This window comes from Reyranella sp. (genome assembly GCF_965229815.1).
GTDB lineage: Bacteria > Pseudomonadota > Alphaproteobacteria > Reyranellales > Reyranellaceae > Reyranella.
The window spans coordinates 161,774-178,732 of the sequence record NZ_CBDDJN010000006.1 but is presented as its reverse complement, the minus strand read 5'-3'; the positions used below and the strand labels follow the sequence as shown (position 1 = coordinate 178,732).

Genomic DNA, 16,959 nt, shown 5'->3' with positions numbered 1-16,959 from the left:
CCCCTACACCTTCGCGATGATCGCCACCGGGCCGCCGCCGGGCGGGCCCTGGTGCTCGGCGCCGCCGGAGACGTAGAGCAGCGTGTCGCCGACCGCGCCGGCCAGCACGCCGCCGACCAGGGCGCGGGCGTGGCGGGTCGAATGGATGTCGCTGTCGTCCAGCATCGTGTGGCGGCGGCCGCGGATCTCGCCGCTGGGCGCCGCCTCGGCCTTGGCGAGCACGGCCACGGTCTCGCCGCCCAGCCGCTCCAGCACGCGCCGCGCGGCCCCGGCGTCGATCGCGTCGCGCATCACCTCGTGGTCGATCGCGAGGTCGCCAGCCCAGCCGGCCGCGTTGCCCAGCACCACGACCTCGTTGCGCAGCAGCTCGACGCCGGCCGAGGTGCTGGCGACGCCCGAATGCAGCGACCAGTCGCGGCAGACCGCCGCCTCGGGGGCGGCGTCGACCTCGCCCAGCGCCAGCGCGACCCCCAGCGCCGAGGCGCCGCGCGACAGCGCCATCGAATGATAGGTGTCGTCGGTGGCGACGGTGGCGCCGCGCCGCGCCGCCTCCTCGATGCGCTCCTTGGTGAGCAGCGGGCACTTGATCTGCACGAAGTGCACGTCGCCCGGACGGTCGATGCCGGCATCGCGCATCGCCGCCGTGACGGCCCCGGCCGTGGCGGCGATCTGCGCCTGCCGACCGATCTCCTCCGGGCGGAAGGCACGCGTCAGGCCGACGCCGATCGCCAGCCGCTTGCCCGACGGGGCGGCCTCCGCGCCGGCGCTCACGCGGCAGAACACCAGGAGATGGGGCGACAGCCCGCCCTCGGTGCCGCCCGACATGACGATGGCGACCCGCGCCTCGACCTCGGCCAGCGGGCAGCCCAGCCGCTCGGCCAGCAGCAGCTTCAGCGCCAGCGTGGCGTAGCCGCGGGTGAAGTCGTTGACGCAGCCGTTGCCCTCGGTCTTGCCGACGATGGCGACGACAGTCGCGGGGTCGACCTCGCCGCGGTCGATGGCGGCGGCCAGCGGCGCGGTGTCCTGCGGGCCGGCGGTCGCCAGCCGCAGCACCCGGGCGCGCCGCGTCGGGCCGCTCATCAGGCCGCCTTGCCGGCGTCGCTGCCGTGGCGCTCGCGCCGGCGGCGCACCCATGTGAACGACGCGACCGCCAGCCCGATCACCAGGAACGAGACCGCCGTGGTCACGGTACCGAGCGCATAGAGCACGGGGGTCGTGACGTTGGTCGTCATGCCGTAGATCTCGAGCGGCAGGGTGTTGAAGGTGCCCGCAGTATAGAGGCTGCGGGCGAACTCGTCGTAGGACAGCGTGAAGCCGAACAGGCCGACGCCGATCAGGCTGGGCAGCAGGATCGGGATAACGACGAATCGGATCGTCTGCCAGGCCGTGGCGCCGAGGTCGCGGGCCGCCTCCTCGTAGCGCCGGTCGAATCGGTTGAACACGGCGAACATGATGAGCAACCCGAACGGCAGCGTCCAGGTGAGATGGGCGCCGAAGGCCGAGCTGTACCAGGCCGCCTCCCAGCCCATGACGCGGTACAGCAGGCCGATGCCCAGCCCGATCAGGATCGAGGGCACGATCAGGCTGGCGATCGCCAGGTAGAAGATCAGGGAGCTGCCGCGGAAGCGGCTGCGGAAGGCGAGCCCGGCCGAGAAGGAGGCGATGACCGTCACGATCATGACCGCGATGCCGAGCGCGATCGAGCGCTGGAAGGAGCCGGCGAAGTCGCCGACCATCTGGGTCTCGAACAGGTTCTTGAACCAGTGCAGCGACACGCCGTTCATCGGGAAGGTGAGACCGCCCGACGGACCCTGGAAGGACAGGACCAGGATGGTGAGCGTCGGGCCATAGAGGAACAGCACGAACAGCGCGAAGAAGCCGGCGAGCAGCCAGTAGCCGGGACCGCGGCGGCGGTTCACCTCACAGCTCCTTGCGGATGTCGACGAGCCGCATCATGGCGGCCACGGTGAACAGAACCAGCAGCAGCAGCACGACGGCGTTGGCGGCGGCGGCCGGGTACTGCAGCAGCGACATGGCGTTCATCATCATGAGCCCGACCGAGGCGCTCTGGCCGCCGCTCATCAGCCGCACCGTCACGAAGTCGCCCATCACGATGGTGACGACGAAGATCGAGCCGATGGCGATGCCGGGCTTGCACAGCGGCACGATGACGGTGCGCAGCGTCTGCCAGCCGCTGGCGCCGGCGTCGCGCGCCGCCTCGAGCAGGCTGCGGTCGATGCGCATCATCGAGTTGAAGATCGGCACCACCATGAACAGCGTGTAGAGATGCACGTAGGCCAGCACGACGGCGAAGTCGGAGAACAGCAGGAACTCCAGCGGCTCCTTGATCAGGCCGAGCTGGATCAGGGTCATGTTGGCGAGACCGTTGCGGCCGAGGAACGGGATCCACGAGATCATGCGGATCACGTTCGAGGTCCAGAACGGGATGGTGCAGACCAGGAACAGCACCATCTGCCAGGTCGTCGACTGGACGTGGAAGGCCAGGAAATAGGCGACGGTGAAGCCGATCGCGAGGGTCAGCAGCCAGGTGATGGCGGCGAACTCGACCGTCTGCAGGTAGGTCTGCCAGGTGACCGGCGAGAGGATCAGCTCCTCGTAGTTCTGCAGCAGGAACGCCGGGATGATCTGGGTCGTGTTGTAGTCGAAGAAGCTCACCACCACGATGGTGGCGATCGGCACGACCAGGAACAGCAGGAACACCAGCGCGAGCGGCGCGACCTGCAGATAGGTGACCCAGGCGGAGACGCGTTTCATTGGATCAGCTGAGAACGACTCTCATGCTCCTCTCCCCCGCGAGGGGGGAGAGGCTGGGTGAGGGGGTTACAGGGTCTCGTCGAAGCCCCCTCACCTAACCTCCCCCGAGGGGGAGAGGAACATGAGAGGGAAGAGACGACACTAAGCGGCGATGAACTGGTTCCACTTCTGGACCATGTAGCGGTCCTCATCCATCACCGCGTTCCAGCAGGCGACGGCGCCCATGCGGTCGTAGAAGGAGCCGCCGTCGCGCACGGCGCCGGCCTTCTCGACCACCTGGCCCTGCGGGTTCTTGATGTCGCCCTTGGCCGGCTTGCCTTCCATCCAGAAGCCCCACTCGTCGGGCGTCATGTTGGCCTTGGCCGTCTCCAGCACCGCCGAGTAGTAGCCCTGGCGGTTGAGGAAGGCGCCGACCCAGCCCGACAGGTACCAGTTGATGTACTCGTAGGCGGCATCGAGCTGCGCGCCCTTGAGATGCTTGGCCAGCGACAGGCCGCCGCCCCAGGCGCGATAGCCTTCCTTCAGCGGCTGGTAGGTGCAGGGGATGCCCTTGCCGCGCACCGCCGAGACGGCCGGCGACCACATCGACTGGATCACGACCTCGCCCGAGGCCATCAGGTTCACCGATTCGTCGAAGGTCTTCCAGAAGGCGCGGAACTGGCCGTCCTTCTTGGTCTTGATCAGGAAATCGATGGTCTTGTCGATCTCCGCCTTGGTCATGTTGCCCTTGTCGCCGTACTTCACGATGCCGGCCGATTCGCAGATCATCGCGGCGTCCATGATGCCGATCGACGGGATGTTGAGGATCGCCGTCTTGCCCTTGAACTTGGGATCGAGGATGTCCTTCCAGTTCTCGATCTTGCGGCCGACCAGGTCGGGGCGGATGCCGAGCGTGTCGGCGTTGTAGATCGTCGGCACGGCCGTGAACCACTGGGTCTGGCCCTTGGCGAACTTGGTGGAACCCGCGCCCTCGACGAAGCTCACCGTGTTGGGCGCCGTGCCCTGGGCCACCACCGAATCGGCCTTCAGCTTGCCGGTGGTGAAGATCGGCACGATCTTGTCGAAATACTTGATCTTCTTGACGTCCATCGGCTGCAGGTTGCCGCCCGGGAAGACCTTCTTGATCATCCAGTACTCGATGTCTCCGATGTCGAACGAGTTCGGCTGGGTGACGACGCGCTGCACGACGGCGTCGGAGTCGAGCGCGGTCATCTGCAGGGTGATGCCGAGGTCGGCCTTGCACTTCTCGGCGATCTCGTTGATCGCCGACACGCCGGTGCCGCACTGGCGCAGCACGATGTTCTTGTTGTTCTGCGCCCAGATCGTCGGGAAGCCGGTGACCGCGCCGCTTCCCAGAGCGGCGCCGGCCACGCCGGCCGCCCCCTTGAGGACGCTGCGCCGTCCGAATTTCTGCCTGCGAGCCATCTGCTCCTCCTCCTTTTCAGTTTTCGGCGGCGGGCTGCCGCCTCTCTCTATCGCCCGAGGACATGCACATCCTTGGGCGTCCACGACAGCACCACCGGCTGGCCGGGGGCGACAGGACTGGCATCGAACCGCGCCTCCGGCACGACGGCCGACAGGGTATCGAGACCGTTGACGTCGACGCCGACCTGGACGGTTGCGCCGAGATACTCGACCGAACGCGTGATCCCGGCGAGCGAGGTGGCGTCGACCGGGGCCGTGCCCGGCTGCACGGTGATGCGGTCGGCCCGGATGGCGACGTAGGCCGCCTCGCCCTTGGCGCGCGCCACAGCCGCCGGCAGCACGTTATGGCCACCGATGAACCGGGCGACGAAGGCCGAGGCCGGCTTGTTGAAGACCTCGCGAGCGGTCGCCGCCTGCTCGATCCGGCCCTGGTTCATCACCACTACGAGGTCGGCCAGCGCCATCGCCTCGTCCTGGCTGTGCGTGACATGGACGAAGCTGATGCCGAGCCGCGTCTGCAGCGCCTTCAGCTCCTCGCGCATGCGCACGCGCAGGAACGGGTCGAGCGCCGACAGCGGCTCGTCGAGCAGCAGCACCTGCGGGTCAGTGATCAGCGCGCGGGCCAGCGCCACACGCTGCTGCTGGCCGCCGGAGAGCTGGGCCGGCAGGCGGCCGGCATAGGGCTCCATCTGCACGCGCCTCAGCATCTCCAGCGCCTGCGCCCGGCGCTTGTCCTTGTCGACGCCGCGCATGCGCAGGCTGAAGGCGACGTTGTCGGTGCAATCGAGATGCGGAAAGAGCGCGTAGCTCTGGAACATCATGGCGGTGCCGCGCGCCGCGGGCGGCAGGTGCGTGATGTTCTCCGAGCCCAGGATGATGTCGCCCTCGCTCGCCTCCTCGTGGCCGGCGATCATGCGGAGCGTCGTTGTCTTGCCGCAGCCGGAGGGACCGAGCAGGCAGCAGTAGGAACCCGCGGGGATGCGCAGGCTGACCGCGTCCACCGCCACGGTGTCGCCGTAGCGCTTGGTCACGGAGACGAGTTCGACGTCGGGCTTCGTTGCCATTGGTCCCCCGGAAGCAAGCCCCATGCCAGCACTGTAAAATAGCCGGGGGAGGAAATCGCCACTTCATGGCGCAACTCTTGCTGCTTGAGGAAAAGCTCCTCCCCAGCGAAGCTGGGGAGGTGTCCGCGGAGCGGACGGAGGGGTCATTGAGCCACGATGCTAGGGCTCATGCCCCCTCCGTCGGCTGTGCGCCGACACCTCCCCGCGTGGCGCGGGGAGGCCGTCTGAGTCTGGAGGAAGGTCAATGCGGCTGATCGGCGTGGATGTGGGCGGTACCTTCACGGACCTGGTCTTTGCCGACACCGAGGCCGGCCGGACGGCTGTCCACAAGGTATCCACAACCCCGGACGATCCCTCGCGCGGCGTGGTCGCCGGCCTGATGGCGCTCTGCGACAAGTACGGCATCCCGCGCGAGACGATCGACGTCGTCTTCCACGGCACCACCATCGCCACCAACGCCATCCTCGAGCACGACGGCGCCGTCACCGGCATGATCACGACCGGCGGCTATCGCGACATCCTGCACATCGGCCGCCACCAGCGGCCGCAGCACTACTCGATCATGCAGGACATCCCCTGGCAGGACCGGCCCCTGGTCAAGCGCCGGCATCGCAAGACGGTGACGGAGCGGCTGGTGCCGCCGCGCGGCGAGGAGCTGGAGCCGCTCGACGAGGCCGGCGTCCGCCAGGCGGTGCGCGAGCTGAAGGAAGCCGGCGTCGAGGCGATCGCCATCTGCTTCCTCTTCTCCTATCTCGACGCCGCGCACGAGGCGCGGGCCATGGAAATCGTGCGCGAGGAGTATCCCGGCTGCTTCGCCACGACCTCCTCGTCGGTGTCGCCGCAGTTCCGCGAGTTCGAGCGCTTCACCACGACGGCGATGAATGCCTTCGTCGGCCCCAAGGTGCGCAACTACGTGACGCGGCTGGAATCGGAGATCGAGGCATCCGGTTTCAAGGCCGACCTGCGCATCATGGCCTCGAACGGCGGCGTCGCCACGCCCGGCATGGTGGCCGAGCGACCCGTCCTCACCCTTCTGTCGGGGCCGGCCGCCGGCGTGATCGGCGGCGACTGGGCGGGGGCACTGTCGGGCCAGCGCAACCTCATCACCTTCGACGTCGGCGGCACCTCGGCCGACATCGGCATCGTCACCCAGGGCGGCTTCGGCGAGGCGACCGCGCGCGATACCTGGATCGCGGGCTTCCCCGTCCTGGTGCCGATGATCGACGTCCACACGATCGGCGCCGGCGGCGGCTCGATTGCCCATGTCGACCAGGCCGGCGCCTTCAAGGTCGGACCGCGCTCGGCCGGCGCCGTGCCCGGACCCGCTGCCTACGGCCGCGGCGGCACCCGGGCCACCGTCACCGACGCCAACGTCGTGCTGGGCCGCCTCGACCGCGGCAACTTCCTGGGCGGCAGCATGTCGCTCGACGAGGTCGCGGCGCGCCGCGTGATCGGCGAACTCGCCCGCGAGCTGGGCCTCTCCGACCGCGAGGCGGCCGAGGGCGTGATCACCCTGATCAACGCCAACATGGCCAACGCCATCCGGTCGCGGACCGTCCAGAAGGGCATCGATCCGCGCGACTACGCGCTGGTCGCCTTCGGCGGCGCGGGCCCGCTGCACGGCGCCGAGGTCGCCGACATGCTGGGCATCCCCGAAGTCATCGTGCCGCCGCATCCCGGCATCACCTCGGCGGTGGGGCTGCTGATCAGCGACCTGCGCTACGACGCCATCCGCACCTCCTTCCAGGTCTCGGGCGCGGCCGACATCGCGCGCATCAATGCCGACTTCGCCGCCATGGAGAAGGAGCTCACCGAGCGCTTCACGGCCGACGATGTCGACCTCGGGCACGTCAGCTTCGAGCGCCGCGGCGACCTGCGCTATGTCGGCCAGGGCTACGAGCTCAAGGTGCCGATCCCCGACGGGCCGATCGACGACAAGGTCCTGGCTCGGGTGTTCGAGACCTTCCACGAGGTCCATCGCCGCGAGTACGGCCACCACTTCGCCGACTCCGGCATCGAGATCGTGAACCTGCGCCTGGTGGGCGCCGCCAGCGCTGCCAAGATCGCCAAACCCGCCGTCGGCGAGGCGGGCTCGCTCGACGCTGCCCGCGTGCGCGAGGGCACCGGCACCTTCCGGGTCGAGGGCAAGCTCGGCGACTATCCCACCACCTTCTACCGCCGCGACCGGCTGCCGGTCGGCGAGCGCATCCCCGGCCCCGCCATCGTGCTGCAGATGGACTCGACCACCGTCGTGCCGCCCCGGCACACGTTCGAGGCCGACGCGGCCGGCAACCTGATCATCCGGCAGAGCGATGCTTAACCCCACTGTCATCCCGAGCGCAGCGAAGCGAAGCCGAGGGACCTTTCTTGTGTCGACACAAAGAAAGGTCCCTCCACTGCGCGCCTGCGGCGCTCCGGTCGGGATGACGGAGAAGGAGTGAACCATGACCACCGCCCCCCGCCGCCAGCCTGCGACCAAGCCCGACCGCATCGATCCCATCACCACCTCGGTGATCCAGGGCGCGCTGGAGAACATCGCGATCGAGATGGGCTACAAGCTCATGCGCATGAGCTACTCCTCGATCATCCGCGAATCGGAGGATTTCGGAGCGGCCCTGGTCGACGCCGAGGGGCGCGGCCTCGCGGAATCGGCGCAGTCGACGCCGCTGCAGTCCGGCCCCATCCCGGGCTACGTGCGCGGCGTGCAGAAGATCCTGGCCGAGCGCGGCGACCAGTTCCGGCCGGGCGACGTGGTCATGCACAACGACGCCTATTCCGGTGCCAGCCACGGGCCCGACGTCGCCTTCATCGTGCCCGTCTTCGTCCAGGGCAAGCTGATCGCCTTCGCGGCCACGACCGCGCACCATCTCGACATCGGCGCCCTGTCGCCGGGCTCCTGCGGCATCGTCGAGGCGATCGACGCCTATGCCGAGGGGCTGCAGTTCAAGGCGATCAAGGTCTACGACTGCGGCGTGAAGAACGACATGGTCTGGCAGATCGTGCGCGACAATATCCGCGCCTCCGACCTCGTGGTCGGCGACATGGATGCCCAGGTGGCGGCCGCCCGGATCGGCGCCGAGCGCATGGCCGAGCTGGTCGAGCGCTACGGGCTCGAGACCTTCGACCTCGCCTGTACCGCCCTGATGGACCATGCCGAGCGGCTGATGCGCCAGGCGATCGCGAAGCTGCCCGACGGCGTCTACCGCGCCGAGACGGCAATCGACGGTTATCTCGACAGCGACGATCCTTCCAAGAAGGAGCTGCCGATCGTCGTCACCATCACCAAGAAGGACGACAGCCTGGTCGTCGACCTGACCGGCACGGCGCCGCAGGTGCCCGACCGGCCGATCAACATGCCGCTCGAGGGCACGGCCGACATCGCGATCTGGCTCACCATCCGCTCGGTGCTGCTCGACACCGAGGTGCACGGGCACATCCCGGTCAATGCCGGCCTGATCCGGCCGATCACCATCGTGGCGCCCAAGGGGTGCCTGGCCAACCCGACCTTCCCCGCCCCCACCATCGCCCGCTTCTGCCCGGGCAACCAGCTCGCCGACACGGTGATGAAGGCGCTGTCGGCCGCCATGCCGGGCAACGTCTCGGCCGGCATCGGCAACCTCAAGGTCATCGCCTTCTCCGGCCTCAAGGACGAGACGCACTGGGTGCACATGGAGATCTTCGAGGGCTCCTACGGCGGGCGGCTGGGCAAGGACGGCATGGACGCCGTCGACACGCTCTACGCCAACACCCGCAACAACCCGATCGAGGACATCGAGACCCACCTGCCGCTGCGCGTGCTGCGCTACGAGCTGCGCGAGGACGTGGCCGGCGCCGGAAAGTGGCGCGGCGGCCTGGGCTCGGTGCGCGAGTTCACCTTCCTGAGCGACGGCGGCGCCTCGGTCGAGGGCGAGGGCCATCGCTACCGCCCCTGGGGCTTCCTGGGCGGCGGCGAAGGCATGCCGGCCAAGCTCGACCTGATGATGCCCGGCAGCAACGCCGCCCGCGCCCTCCCCTCCAAGGTCCCCTACATGCACATCGGCAAGGACGGCCGCTTCGTCTGCTACGGCCCCGCCGGCGGCGGCTACGGCAACCCGCTGGAACGCGATCCGGCCAAGGTCGCCGACGACGTGCTGGACGGCGTGATCTCGGTCGAGACGGCGCTCCGGGACTATGGGGTCGTGGTGTCGGCGAAGGGCGTGGTCGACGAGGCCGCGACGAGCAAGGCGCGCGCCGGTTAAGGCGTTTCTGTCATCCCGAGCGCAGCGAGGGACCTTTCCTGATACCTAAAGGTCCCTCGCTGCGCTCGGGATGACAGCGATTGCTGGACCTAAACAGCCGGCCGGCTGCGGATCTCGTCGGCAACCTTCCTCTTCAGGAACTGCCCGTGCTTCAGGTCGCCGCTGAAGGCGCCGTCCTCGACGACGACGTTGCCGCGCAGGATGGTCGTGGTCGGCCAGGCCGTCACGACGTGGCCCTCCCAGGGCGTGTAGTCGGTCTCGTGCAGATCGGCGGCCGTGATCGTCTTCTCGATCCCGGTCTGCAGCAGCACGATGTCGGCGTCGGAACCGGCGGCCAGCGCGCCCTTGCGCGGGTAGAGGCCCATGATGCGGGCGGCGTTGCTCGACACCATGTCGACGAAATGCGCGGCCGAGTAGCCGCGCTTCGTGACCATGTTGGTGTACATCAGGCCGACGCGCGGCTCGACGCCGGAGTTGCCGCCGGTCGTGTCGTCGATCCGACTGCCCTGCAGCTTGACGCGCAGCGGGCAGCACAGCTCGTCGGTGGCGATGACCTGGATGGCGCCGCGGTTGGTCGCCTCCCACAGCCGCTTCTGGTCCTCCGGATACTTGAGCGACGGATAGGTGTGGAACATCTGCCCGCCCGGCCGCTTGTAGTCCTCGGCGTTGTACAGGAGGTACTGGTGGAGGGTCTCGCCATACATCGGGAAGCCGCGGGCCCGTGAGGCTTCCAGCGCGGCGACGCCGGTCGCGGCCGAGACGTGCACCATGTAGAGCGCCGCGCCCTCGACGTTCTCGGCCAGCCGGATCACGCGGTTGAAGCTCAGCTCCTCGGAGAGCGTGTTGTGGACTTCGGCCATGTGCTCGAAGCCGACGCGATTCTCGCGCATCAGCTTCTCGTACATGAACATCACGATGTCGTTGTCCTCGGCATGGATGCAGGCGATACCGCCCGCTCCCGCCACGACCTTCAGCGCCTCCCAGATGTGGCCGTGCGGCACCATGCGGCCGAGGTTCCCCGGTCGGATGTTGGTGGTGAAGATCTTGATGCTGGCATGGCCGTCCTGCATCGCGTCGGCGAGCTGGCCGAAATGCGGGGTCGGCACCTCGCCCATAAGGGTGAGATGGAAGCCGTAGTCGCAGTAGCACGACTCCTTCCAGTGCGCCTGCGTCGCCTCGATCGAGTCCTGGATGGTACGGTCGTGCACGCACTGCACGAAGTCGAGCAGAGTCGTGGTGCCGCCGTGCAGCGCCGCCTTGCTGACCTGCGAGGGCGGATCGGTGAGCACGTCGGGCCGGCCCGGCGCCTTGACCGGCATCGAGCAATGGATGTGCGGGTCGATGCCGCCCGGGATGACCAGCCGGTCCTTGGCCGACGCGGTGCGCGCCGCCTCGGGCAGCGAGCCCGGCGCGCCGACCAGGGCGATACGTCCGTCCTTGACGCCGATGTCGGCGGGCTGGGTTCCGGTCGGCAGCACGCAGGTGCCGCCGGTAATGGCGAGATCGAGCATCAGGTCACTCCTGCCGGAGACTCGAGGCGGGCCGGCTCGCCCTCGGCGAAGCGGTCCAGGATCTCGTCCGGCTCGAGATCGCGCACGATGAAGACGAGGCGGCTGGTGCGGTCGCCGTCGGGCCAGCGCGCCAGCCAGCGCGGCGGGTAGAGCGTGTGCTGCACGGCGTGGATGGCGGCCGGCCCGCTGCTCTCCGGCCCTGACGGCCGGTCCGAGAAGTCGACCAGGCCCTTCACCCGCAGCAGCTTCTCGCCATGGTCGCGGGCGAGGCCGCCCAGCGCCCTCGCGAAGGCGAGGCGCGTCATCGGCCGCCGCAGGGCGATCGACAGGGAGCGGATGCCGTGGGCATGCACTACCGAAGCGATGGGACGCGGCCGCGGCAGCGCGCGCGGCGCGCCGCCGAACAGCAGCGCCTCCGGCGCCGCCTCGCGGGCGTCGGCGATGGGCGCCAGCGGGTTCAGCGCCGCCAGCCGCTGCACGAGGCTCTCCGGGACGGGCGTCATGTCTGTCTTGGTCAGAAGCAAAAGATCGGCCACCGCCGCCTGCGCGACGGCCTCCGGGTAGCGGTCGAGCGTGGCCTCGCCCAGCACGGCATCGACCGTGGTCACGACGCGGTCGAGGCGCAGCGAGGCTTCGAGGAAGGCGTCGGCCGAGAGCGTGTAGAGCGTGGGCGCAGGATCGGCGAGACCGCTGGTTTCGAGCGCGATGCGCCGGAACGGCGGCCGGCCGGACGCCTGGCGCGACCGCAGGAGACGATAGAAGGATTCGGCCAGACCCTGTCGCACGGCGCAGCAGGTGCAGCCGTTGGGCAGCTCGACCACATCGTCGACCGTGGCGTCGAGCAGTTGATGGTCGAGGGCGACCGCGCCGAACTCGCTGATCAGGACGGCGGTGTCCCTGAGGTCGGGAACGCCCAGCACGCGCGACAGGAGCGTGGTCTTGCCGCTGCCGAGGAAGCCGGTCAGCACCGAAAGCGGGATCGGCTCCGGCGGGACCTCGGTCGGGTTGGCAAGGGGACGGTTCACGGCTGGCTTCGCGTCATCGGGCGCCGGAACCGCCGATGCGGGCCGACCGGGATGCACCGGACTATACGATCGCAGGACGACCTTGGACAGACGCCGGCACATCGCGCGGAAGGCGCTCGCCTGCGTCGCCGGATTGAAGCATCGCGGCGAATCCCCTAGGACAATCGGGATCGGGCAAGCCGCAACCAGTGGCCGATCGCGACCCCCTCGGCATCGCGCACGCCATCGAGGAGGAGCCGATGCTGGACGGCGTGATGTTGCTGTGGTTCCTGCTCACCGCGGCCTCCCTGCTGTTCGTCGTCATCGACATCCGGACGACACCGGAATCGCCGGTGATGAAGTGGGGCTTCGTGCTGCTGACCGCCTACACCGGCGTGATCGGCGCCTTCCTCTACGTTCTCGGCTGCCGCGAGCCCCTGCCCGGCACGCACGAGCAGTACACGGCGGCGCAATGGCGCCAGACGCTCGGCTCGGCGATGCACTGCGTGGCGGGCGACGGCATCGGCATCATCGCCGGCGCCGTGATCGCAAGCGTGTTCGGCATCACCGGCCTCGCCGAAGCTGGCCTGGAATATTTCCTGGGTTTCGCCTTCGGCTGGCCGATCTTCCAGGCCCTGTTCATGCGCGACATGGCCGGCGGCTCCTACACGCGCGCGCTCAGGAGCACCTTCCTCTCCGAGCTTCTGTCGATGAACCTCCTGATGGCCGGCATGATCCCCACGGTGATGATCCTGCGCCGGTACGTCGAGGCCGCCGGCGATCCGACCTCGCCGCGCTTCTGGTTCGTGATGTCGATGGGCCTGCTCGTGGGCTTCGTCATCGCCTATCCGATGAACTGGTGGCTGGTCGCCAACCATCTCAAGCACGGCATGATGACGGTGCGCCCCGCGTCGGCGCCGGCCGCCATGGCGCACGGCGGAGCCGGAATGGACATGGGCGGCGCCGGAATGGACATGGGGCGCTCGGCGACCGGCGGCCATCACTCCGGTGGCCACGCCTCGCAAGGCGGAGGCCGCATGTCCCACATGTCCATGGAAGCCGGTCACAAGCCGCGACCGCCGCTGCCGGTGATGACGGTCCTGTCGTTCATCGCCCTGGCCATCGGCCTCGCGATCGCGCTCTGGGCGTAGACGACAAGGGATCGGAGCGCGGACCTCCAGGTCCGCGCTCCCATGAGCCGCCCCCTTCCCCGCGCGCCATGCACGGGGAAGGGGGCGCATCGCGTCAGACGTAGACCTTGGCGCATTCTCCGTGGGCCCACTTCGCCGCCTCCTCGGCCGGCATGCCCTGGATCGCCTTGGCGTACATGTCGACGATGATGTACTTGCTGATCACCTCGGCCGACCGGCGGTCGGGCGGGCCGGCATAGCCGGCGAGCCGGCCGAACGCCGGCAGGTCCTTGAACGGCTTCAGCACCGGATCGACGTCCCAAACGGCGTGCTTGGCCCAGTCCTTGGTGGCGCCCGACGTGTAGCCCTGCTGCGAGGTGAACCACTGGTCGTAGACCGGCTTGGAATGGACCCAGCGCAGGAACTCCTTCGCCGCCGGCTGGTTCTTGGAGTAGCCCATGATCATGTCGGTGAAGACGCCCGGCAGGTTGAACTGGCCGGCCGCTCCCTTGGGGATCGGGGCATGCCTGATGTCCTCGAACATCGGCGTGCCCTTCTCGGTCAGGTAGGTCTTGGGCTTCTTCTTGGCCTCGATGTAGATCGAGGCGCCGTTGTTGGTGGCGCTGATCGTCTGCGACAGGAAGGCCCGGTTGTTGTTGGTGTCGTCCCAGGCGAGACCGCCCTCGTCCATCGTCTCCTTCCAGAGCGCGACCGCGAGCTTGATCGACTCCACCGTCTCCTTGCTGTTGAGCACGGTCTTGCCGTCGGCATCGACTTCCTTGCCGCCGAACGACCAGAGGAAGGGATACCACCAGCCGGGCGCGTCGCCGAACGTGTGGCCGGCCGTCTGCCCGATCGGCCGTCCCTTGGCCTTGAGCTTGCGGCCGGCGTCGCGGAACGTCTCCCAGGTGTCGGGGAAGGACTTGTATCCCACCTCCTCCAGCCAGGACTTGCGGTAGGCGATGAGGCCGCCGCCGGTCGTCCACGGCACGCCGATCCACTTGTTGCGAACCGTCGCCACCAGCCGGGAGACGTCGTAGTAGCCGCCCTGCGCGGCGGCGATCTCCTCGGCGACGTCGCCGGCATCGGCCAGGCTCTCGGCATAGAGCTGCGGCCAGTTGCCGAACGCCATGATGACGTCGGCGCCGGTGCCCGACTGGATTCCCGACGTGATGCGCGATTGCAGGTCGTTGGCGTTCACGGTCTCGAGCCGGAGCGTGATGCCGGTGGCTTTCTTGCATTCCTCGGTGATCGGTCCCTTGAGCAGCACGTCGGACGCCGGCACGAAGTCGGCCCAACGCAGCCAGTGGACGGTCTTGTCCTGGGCCAGCGCCGGACCGCGGCCGCTGGCCAGGATGGCGGCCAGGCCGCCGGATGCCGACAGGGTGAGAACGCGACGCCGCGCAATGCGAGCCATGGTTTCCTCCGGTCAGTTGTATCGTTTTCGAGATGCTGGAACGACGCGTGCCTGGACGCGCGCCAACGGCGCGTCGAGGAATCGCGGCCAACTTTACGTTTCGCTACGCACCACCACCGGGCGCAGGAGCCGGAGTGTCCAGCCGAGAACCCGGAGGACAACGCTCGTCGTGAAAACGTGGAGACAGTCTAGCCCGATCCGGACGGGGCCGCAGCCCCATTCGGCGGTCATGGCCCGGTCCGGCCGGTGCGGGGGTAGCACCCTGGGTAGCGTCCCGCCGGACGGCGGCGTCAGCCTTGCTTCGCGGCCTCGTCGCGCTGCTGCGTCAGCTCGCGCAGCTTCTCTTCCTGCTCGGTGATGCGCTGGGACATCAGCTCCTCGCTGGCCGCGCCGGCCGACCCGGCGGCCATCTCGACCAGCTCGCGCAGGTTGGCGCGGACGAGGGCGATGCGCTCGTCGAGCGCCGTGACGGCCGGCGGCGCCATCGGCAGCCGGGCGGGCGCGACCTTCCGGGCCACCTTCCGCTTCGTCACCTTGCCCTTGGGCGCCGGACGCCGGGTTGCCAGCTTCGCGGCCTTCCGGGCCGCGACCTTCTTGCCGGCCGCCTTCGGGGCTTTCTTCCGGGTCGCGGCCTTTCGGGCGGGGGGCTTCGCGGCCTTGCGGGCCGGCAGCTTCTTTGCGGCGGCCCTTTTCTTAGCGGCCTTGCGGGCGGCGGGTTTCTTCGAAGCGGTCTTCTTCTTGCGGGCGGCCATGGAATTCCTCACGAGAGCGGCCCGCGACTGTAGCGCGCCCCGCATCGGCGGCAAGAGGCGCCATGGTGCTGCGACCACGCGCGTGCTTAACTCCGCCCCCCTGTCGTTCTACCAGCACGGCAGCAACAAAATCCGTCCAAGACCGAGGATCAGTCCGATGAGCTTCACCTCCAAGGTGTTCGAAACCCGCGTCGTCAAGATGGCCGACCGCGAGGAGACCATCGTCGCCGGCGGCCGGCACCTCTTCCCGCTGCTGCCCAAGGCGTTCGAGGGGATCAAGCAGATCGGCGTCATCGGCTGGTCCTCGCAGGGTCCGGCCCAGGCCCAGAACCTGCGCGAATCGCTGGAGGGCACCGGCATCAAGGTCAAGGTCGGGCTGCGCGAGGGCTCGTCGTCGATGAAGGAGGCCGAGGCCGTCGGCTTCACCAAGGCGAACGGCACGCTGGGCGAGATGTACGACGTGATCCGCGAGAGCGACATGTCGCTGCTGCTGATCTCCGACGCCGCCTTCGCCGAGAACTACAAGGAGATCTTCGCCGCCTTCCGCCCCGGCACGACGCTCGGGTTGAGCCACGGCTTCCTGCTGTCGCACCTGCAGGCGCGCGGCGAGGACTTCCCCAAGGACATCAACGTCATCGCCGTCTGCCCCAAGGGCATGGGCCCGTCGGTGCGCCGGCTCTACGAGCAGGGCCGCGAGGTCAACGGCGCCGGCATCAACGCCTCCTTCGCGGTGCACCAGGACGTCAACGGCAAGGCGACCGACTATGCGCTCGGCTGGTCGGTGGCGCTGGGCTCGCCCTACACGTTCGAGACCACGCTCGAATCCGAGTACAAGTCCGACATCTTCGGCGAGCGCGGCATCCTGCTGGGCGCCGTGCACGGCATCGCCGAGAGCCTGTACGCCCGCTATGTCGGCCAGGGGATGGGCAAGGACGACGCCTATCTCAACACCTCGGAGTCGATCACCGGGCCGATCAGCAAGACCATCTCGCGCTCCGGCCTCAAGGCCGTCTACGAGCAGCTCGACGACAAGGAGAAGGCGGCCTTCCGCAAGGCCTACAACGCCTCCTACCATCCCTGCCGCGAGATCCTCGAGGAGATCTACGACGACGTCGCCTCGGGCAACGAGGTGAAGAGCGTCATCCAGGCGACGCGCCGCCACGGCACCTATCCGATGGGCAAGATCGACGGCACCGACATGTGGGTCGTCGGCGAGAAGGTGCGCGCCAACAGCGAGCGCAACTATGCCCCGATCAACCCCGAGACCGCCGGCGTCTACATGGCCTGCATGATGGCCCAGGTCGACCTGCTCAAGGATCGCGGCCACCCCTATTCCGAGATCGCCAACGAATCGATCATCGAGGCCGTCGATTCGCTCAACCCCTACATGGACTACAAGGGCGTGTCGTTCATGGTCGACAACTGCTCGACCACGGCGCGGCTGGGCGCCCGCAAGTGGGCCGCGCGCTTCGACTACATCCTGAAGCAGCAGGCCTACGCCGCCCTCGACGAGGGCGCGGTCAAGGACGAGACTCCTTTCGACAAGTTCCTGAAGAGCAACATCCACGACGTGCTGAAGGTCTGCGCCGGACTGCGCCCGTCCGTCGACATCGCGGTGGTGCCGAGCCGCGGCACCTGAGCGG

13 protein-coding genes are annotated in these 16,959 nt (G+C 68.6%); 4 read left to right on the top strand and 9 right to left on the bottom strand.

Annotated elements, in window-relative coordinates; genetic code table 11:
- Nucleotides 1-3 precede the first annotated feature (3 nt).
- The 5 genes from ACO073_RS12225 to ACO073_RS12205 all read right to left on the bottom strand — a co-directional run bounded on the left by ACO073_RS12225 (nt 4) and on the right by ACO073_RS12205 (nt 5,264).
- The gene (locus tag ACO073_RS12225; RefSeq protein ID WP_421997689.1) at nt 4-1,080 is read right to left on the bottom strand and encodes a ring-opening amidohydrolase; all 1,077 of its coding nucleotides are present in this window, start codon (nt 1,078-1,080) and stop codon (nt 4-6) included.
- On the bottom strand, nt 1,080-1,919 hold the full coding sequence (locus ACO073_RS12220; RefSeq protein WP_421997688.1) for an ABC transporter permease: 840 nt from the start codon (nt 1,917-1,919) through the stop codon (nt 1,080-1,082). The genes ACO073_RS12225 and ACO073_RS12220 overlap by 1 nt, the downstream gene beginning before the upstream one ends.
- A gap of 1 nt (nt 1,920) precedes the next feature.
- Entirely contained in the window at nt 1,921-2,775 is an 855-nt protein-coding gene (locus tag ACO073_RS12215) for an ABC transporter permease (protein ID WP_421997686.1), read from the bottom strand.
- 141 nt (nt 2,776-2,916) lie between these two features.
- On the bottom strand, nt 2,917-4,200 hold the full coding sequence (locus ACO073_RS12210; RefSeq protein ID WP_421997684.1) for an ABC transporter substrate-binding protein: 1,284 nt from the start codon (nt 4,198-4,200) through the stop codon (nt 2,917-2,919).
- A gap of 47 nt (nt 4,201-4,247) precedes the next feature.
- Nucleotides 4,248-5,264 carry an ABC transporter ATP-binding protein gene (locus tag ACO073_RS12205; RefSeq protein WP_421997682.1) on the bottom strand — a complete coding sequence of 339 codons (1,017 nt, stop codon included), beginning with the start codon at nt 5,262-5,264 and terminating at the stop codon, nt 4,248-4,250.
- 244 nt (nt 5,265-5,508) lie between these two features.
- Here ACO073_RS12205 and ACO073_RS12200 point away from each other — a divergent pair, with 244 nt between their 5' ends.
- Both ACO073_RS12200 and ACO073_RS12195 read left to right on the top strand, forming a co-directional pair.
- The gene (locus ACO073_RS12200) at nt 5,509-7,584 is read left to right on the top strand and encodes a hydantoinase/oxoprolinase family protein (protein ID WP_421997680.1); all 2,076 of its coding nucleotides are present in this window, start codon (nt 5,509-5,511) and stop codon (nt 7,582-7,584) included.
- Nucleotides 7,585-7,708: 124 nt separating this feature from the next.
- Nucleotides 7,709-9,502 carry a hydantoinase B/oxoprolinase family protein gene (locus ACO073_RS12195; RefSeq protein ID WP_421997679.1) on the top strand — a complete coding sequence of 598 codons (1,794 nt, stop codon included), beginning with the start codon at nt 7,709-7,711 and terminating at the stop codon, nt 9,500-9,502.
- 89 nt (nt 9,503-9,591) lie between these two features.
- On the opposite strand, the gene ACO073_RS12190 is transcribed toward ACO073_RS12195, so the two are convergent.
- Nucleotides 9,592-11,013, bottom strand: a complete 1,422-nt coding sequence (locus ACO073_RS12190; RefSeq protein ID WP_421997677.1) for a dihydroorotase — start codon at nt 11,011-11,013, stop codon at nt 9,592-9,594.
- Nucleotides 11,013-12,038 (bottom strand): CobW family GTP-binding protein, encoded by a 1,026-nt coding sequence (locus tag ACO073_RS12185; protein WP_421997676.1) that lies wholly within the window; start codon nt 12,036-12,038, stop codon nt 11,013-11,015. The genes ACO073_RS12190 and ACO073_RS12185 overlap by 1 nt, the downstream gene beginning before the upstream one ends.
- 188 nt (nt 12,039-12,226) lie before the next feature.
- Between ACO073_RS12185 and ACO073_RS12180 the strand changes: the two genes are divergently transcribed.
- Nucleotides 12,227-13,168 carry a DUF4396 domain-containing protein gene (locus ACO073_RS12180; protein ID WP_421997675.1) on the top strand — a complete coding sequence of 314 codons (942 nt, stop codon included), beginning with the start codon at nt 12,227-12,229 and terminating at the stop codon, nt 13,166-13,168.
- Between the two features lie 94 nt (nt 13,169-13,262).
- Here ACO073_RS12180 and ACO073_RS12175 read toward each other — a convergent pair whose 3' ends face one another.
- Nucleotides 13,263-14,564, bottom strand: coding sequence for an ABC transporter substrate-binding protein (locus ACO073_RS12175; RefSeq protein ID WP_421997673.1), 1,302 nt, complete (start codon nt 14,562-14,564; stop codon nt 13,263-13,265).
- Nucleotides 14,565-14,854: 290 nt separating this feature from the next.
- Nucleotides 14,855-15,316 (bottom strand): hypothetical protein, encoded by a 462-nt coding sequence (locus ACO073_RS12170; protein WP_421997671.1) that lies wholly within the window; start codon nt 15,314-15,316, stop codon nt 14,855-14,857.
- 157 nt (nt 15,317-15,473) lie between these two features.
- On the opposite strand from ACO073_RS12170, the gene ACO073_RS12165 reads away from it, so the two are divergent.
- Nucleotides 15,474-16,955 carry a hypothetical protein gene (locus ACO073_RS12165; RefSeq protein ID WP_421997670.1) on the top strand — a complete coding sequence of 494 codons (1,482 nt, stop codon included), beginning with the start codon at nt 15,474-15,476 and terminating at the stop codon, nt 16,953-16,955.
- The last annotated feature ends 4 nt before the right edge of the window (nt 16,956-16,959 follow it).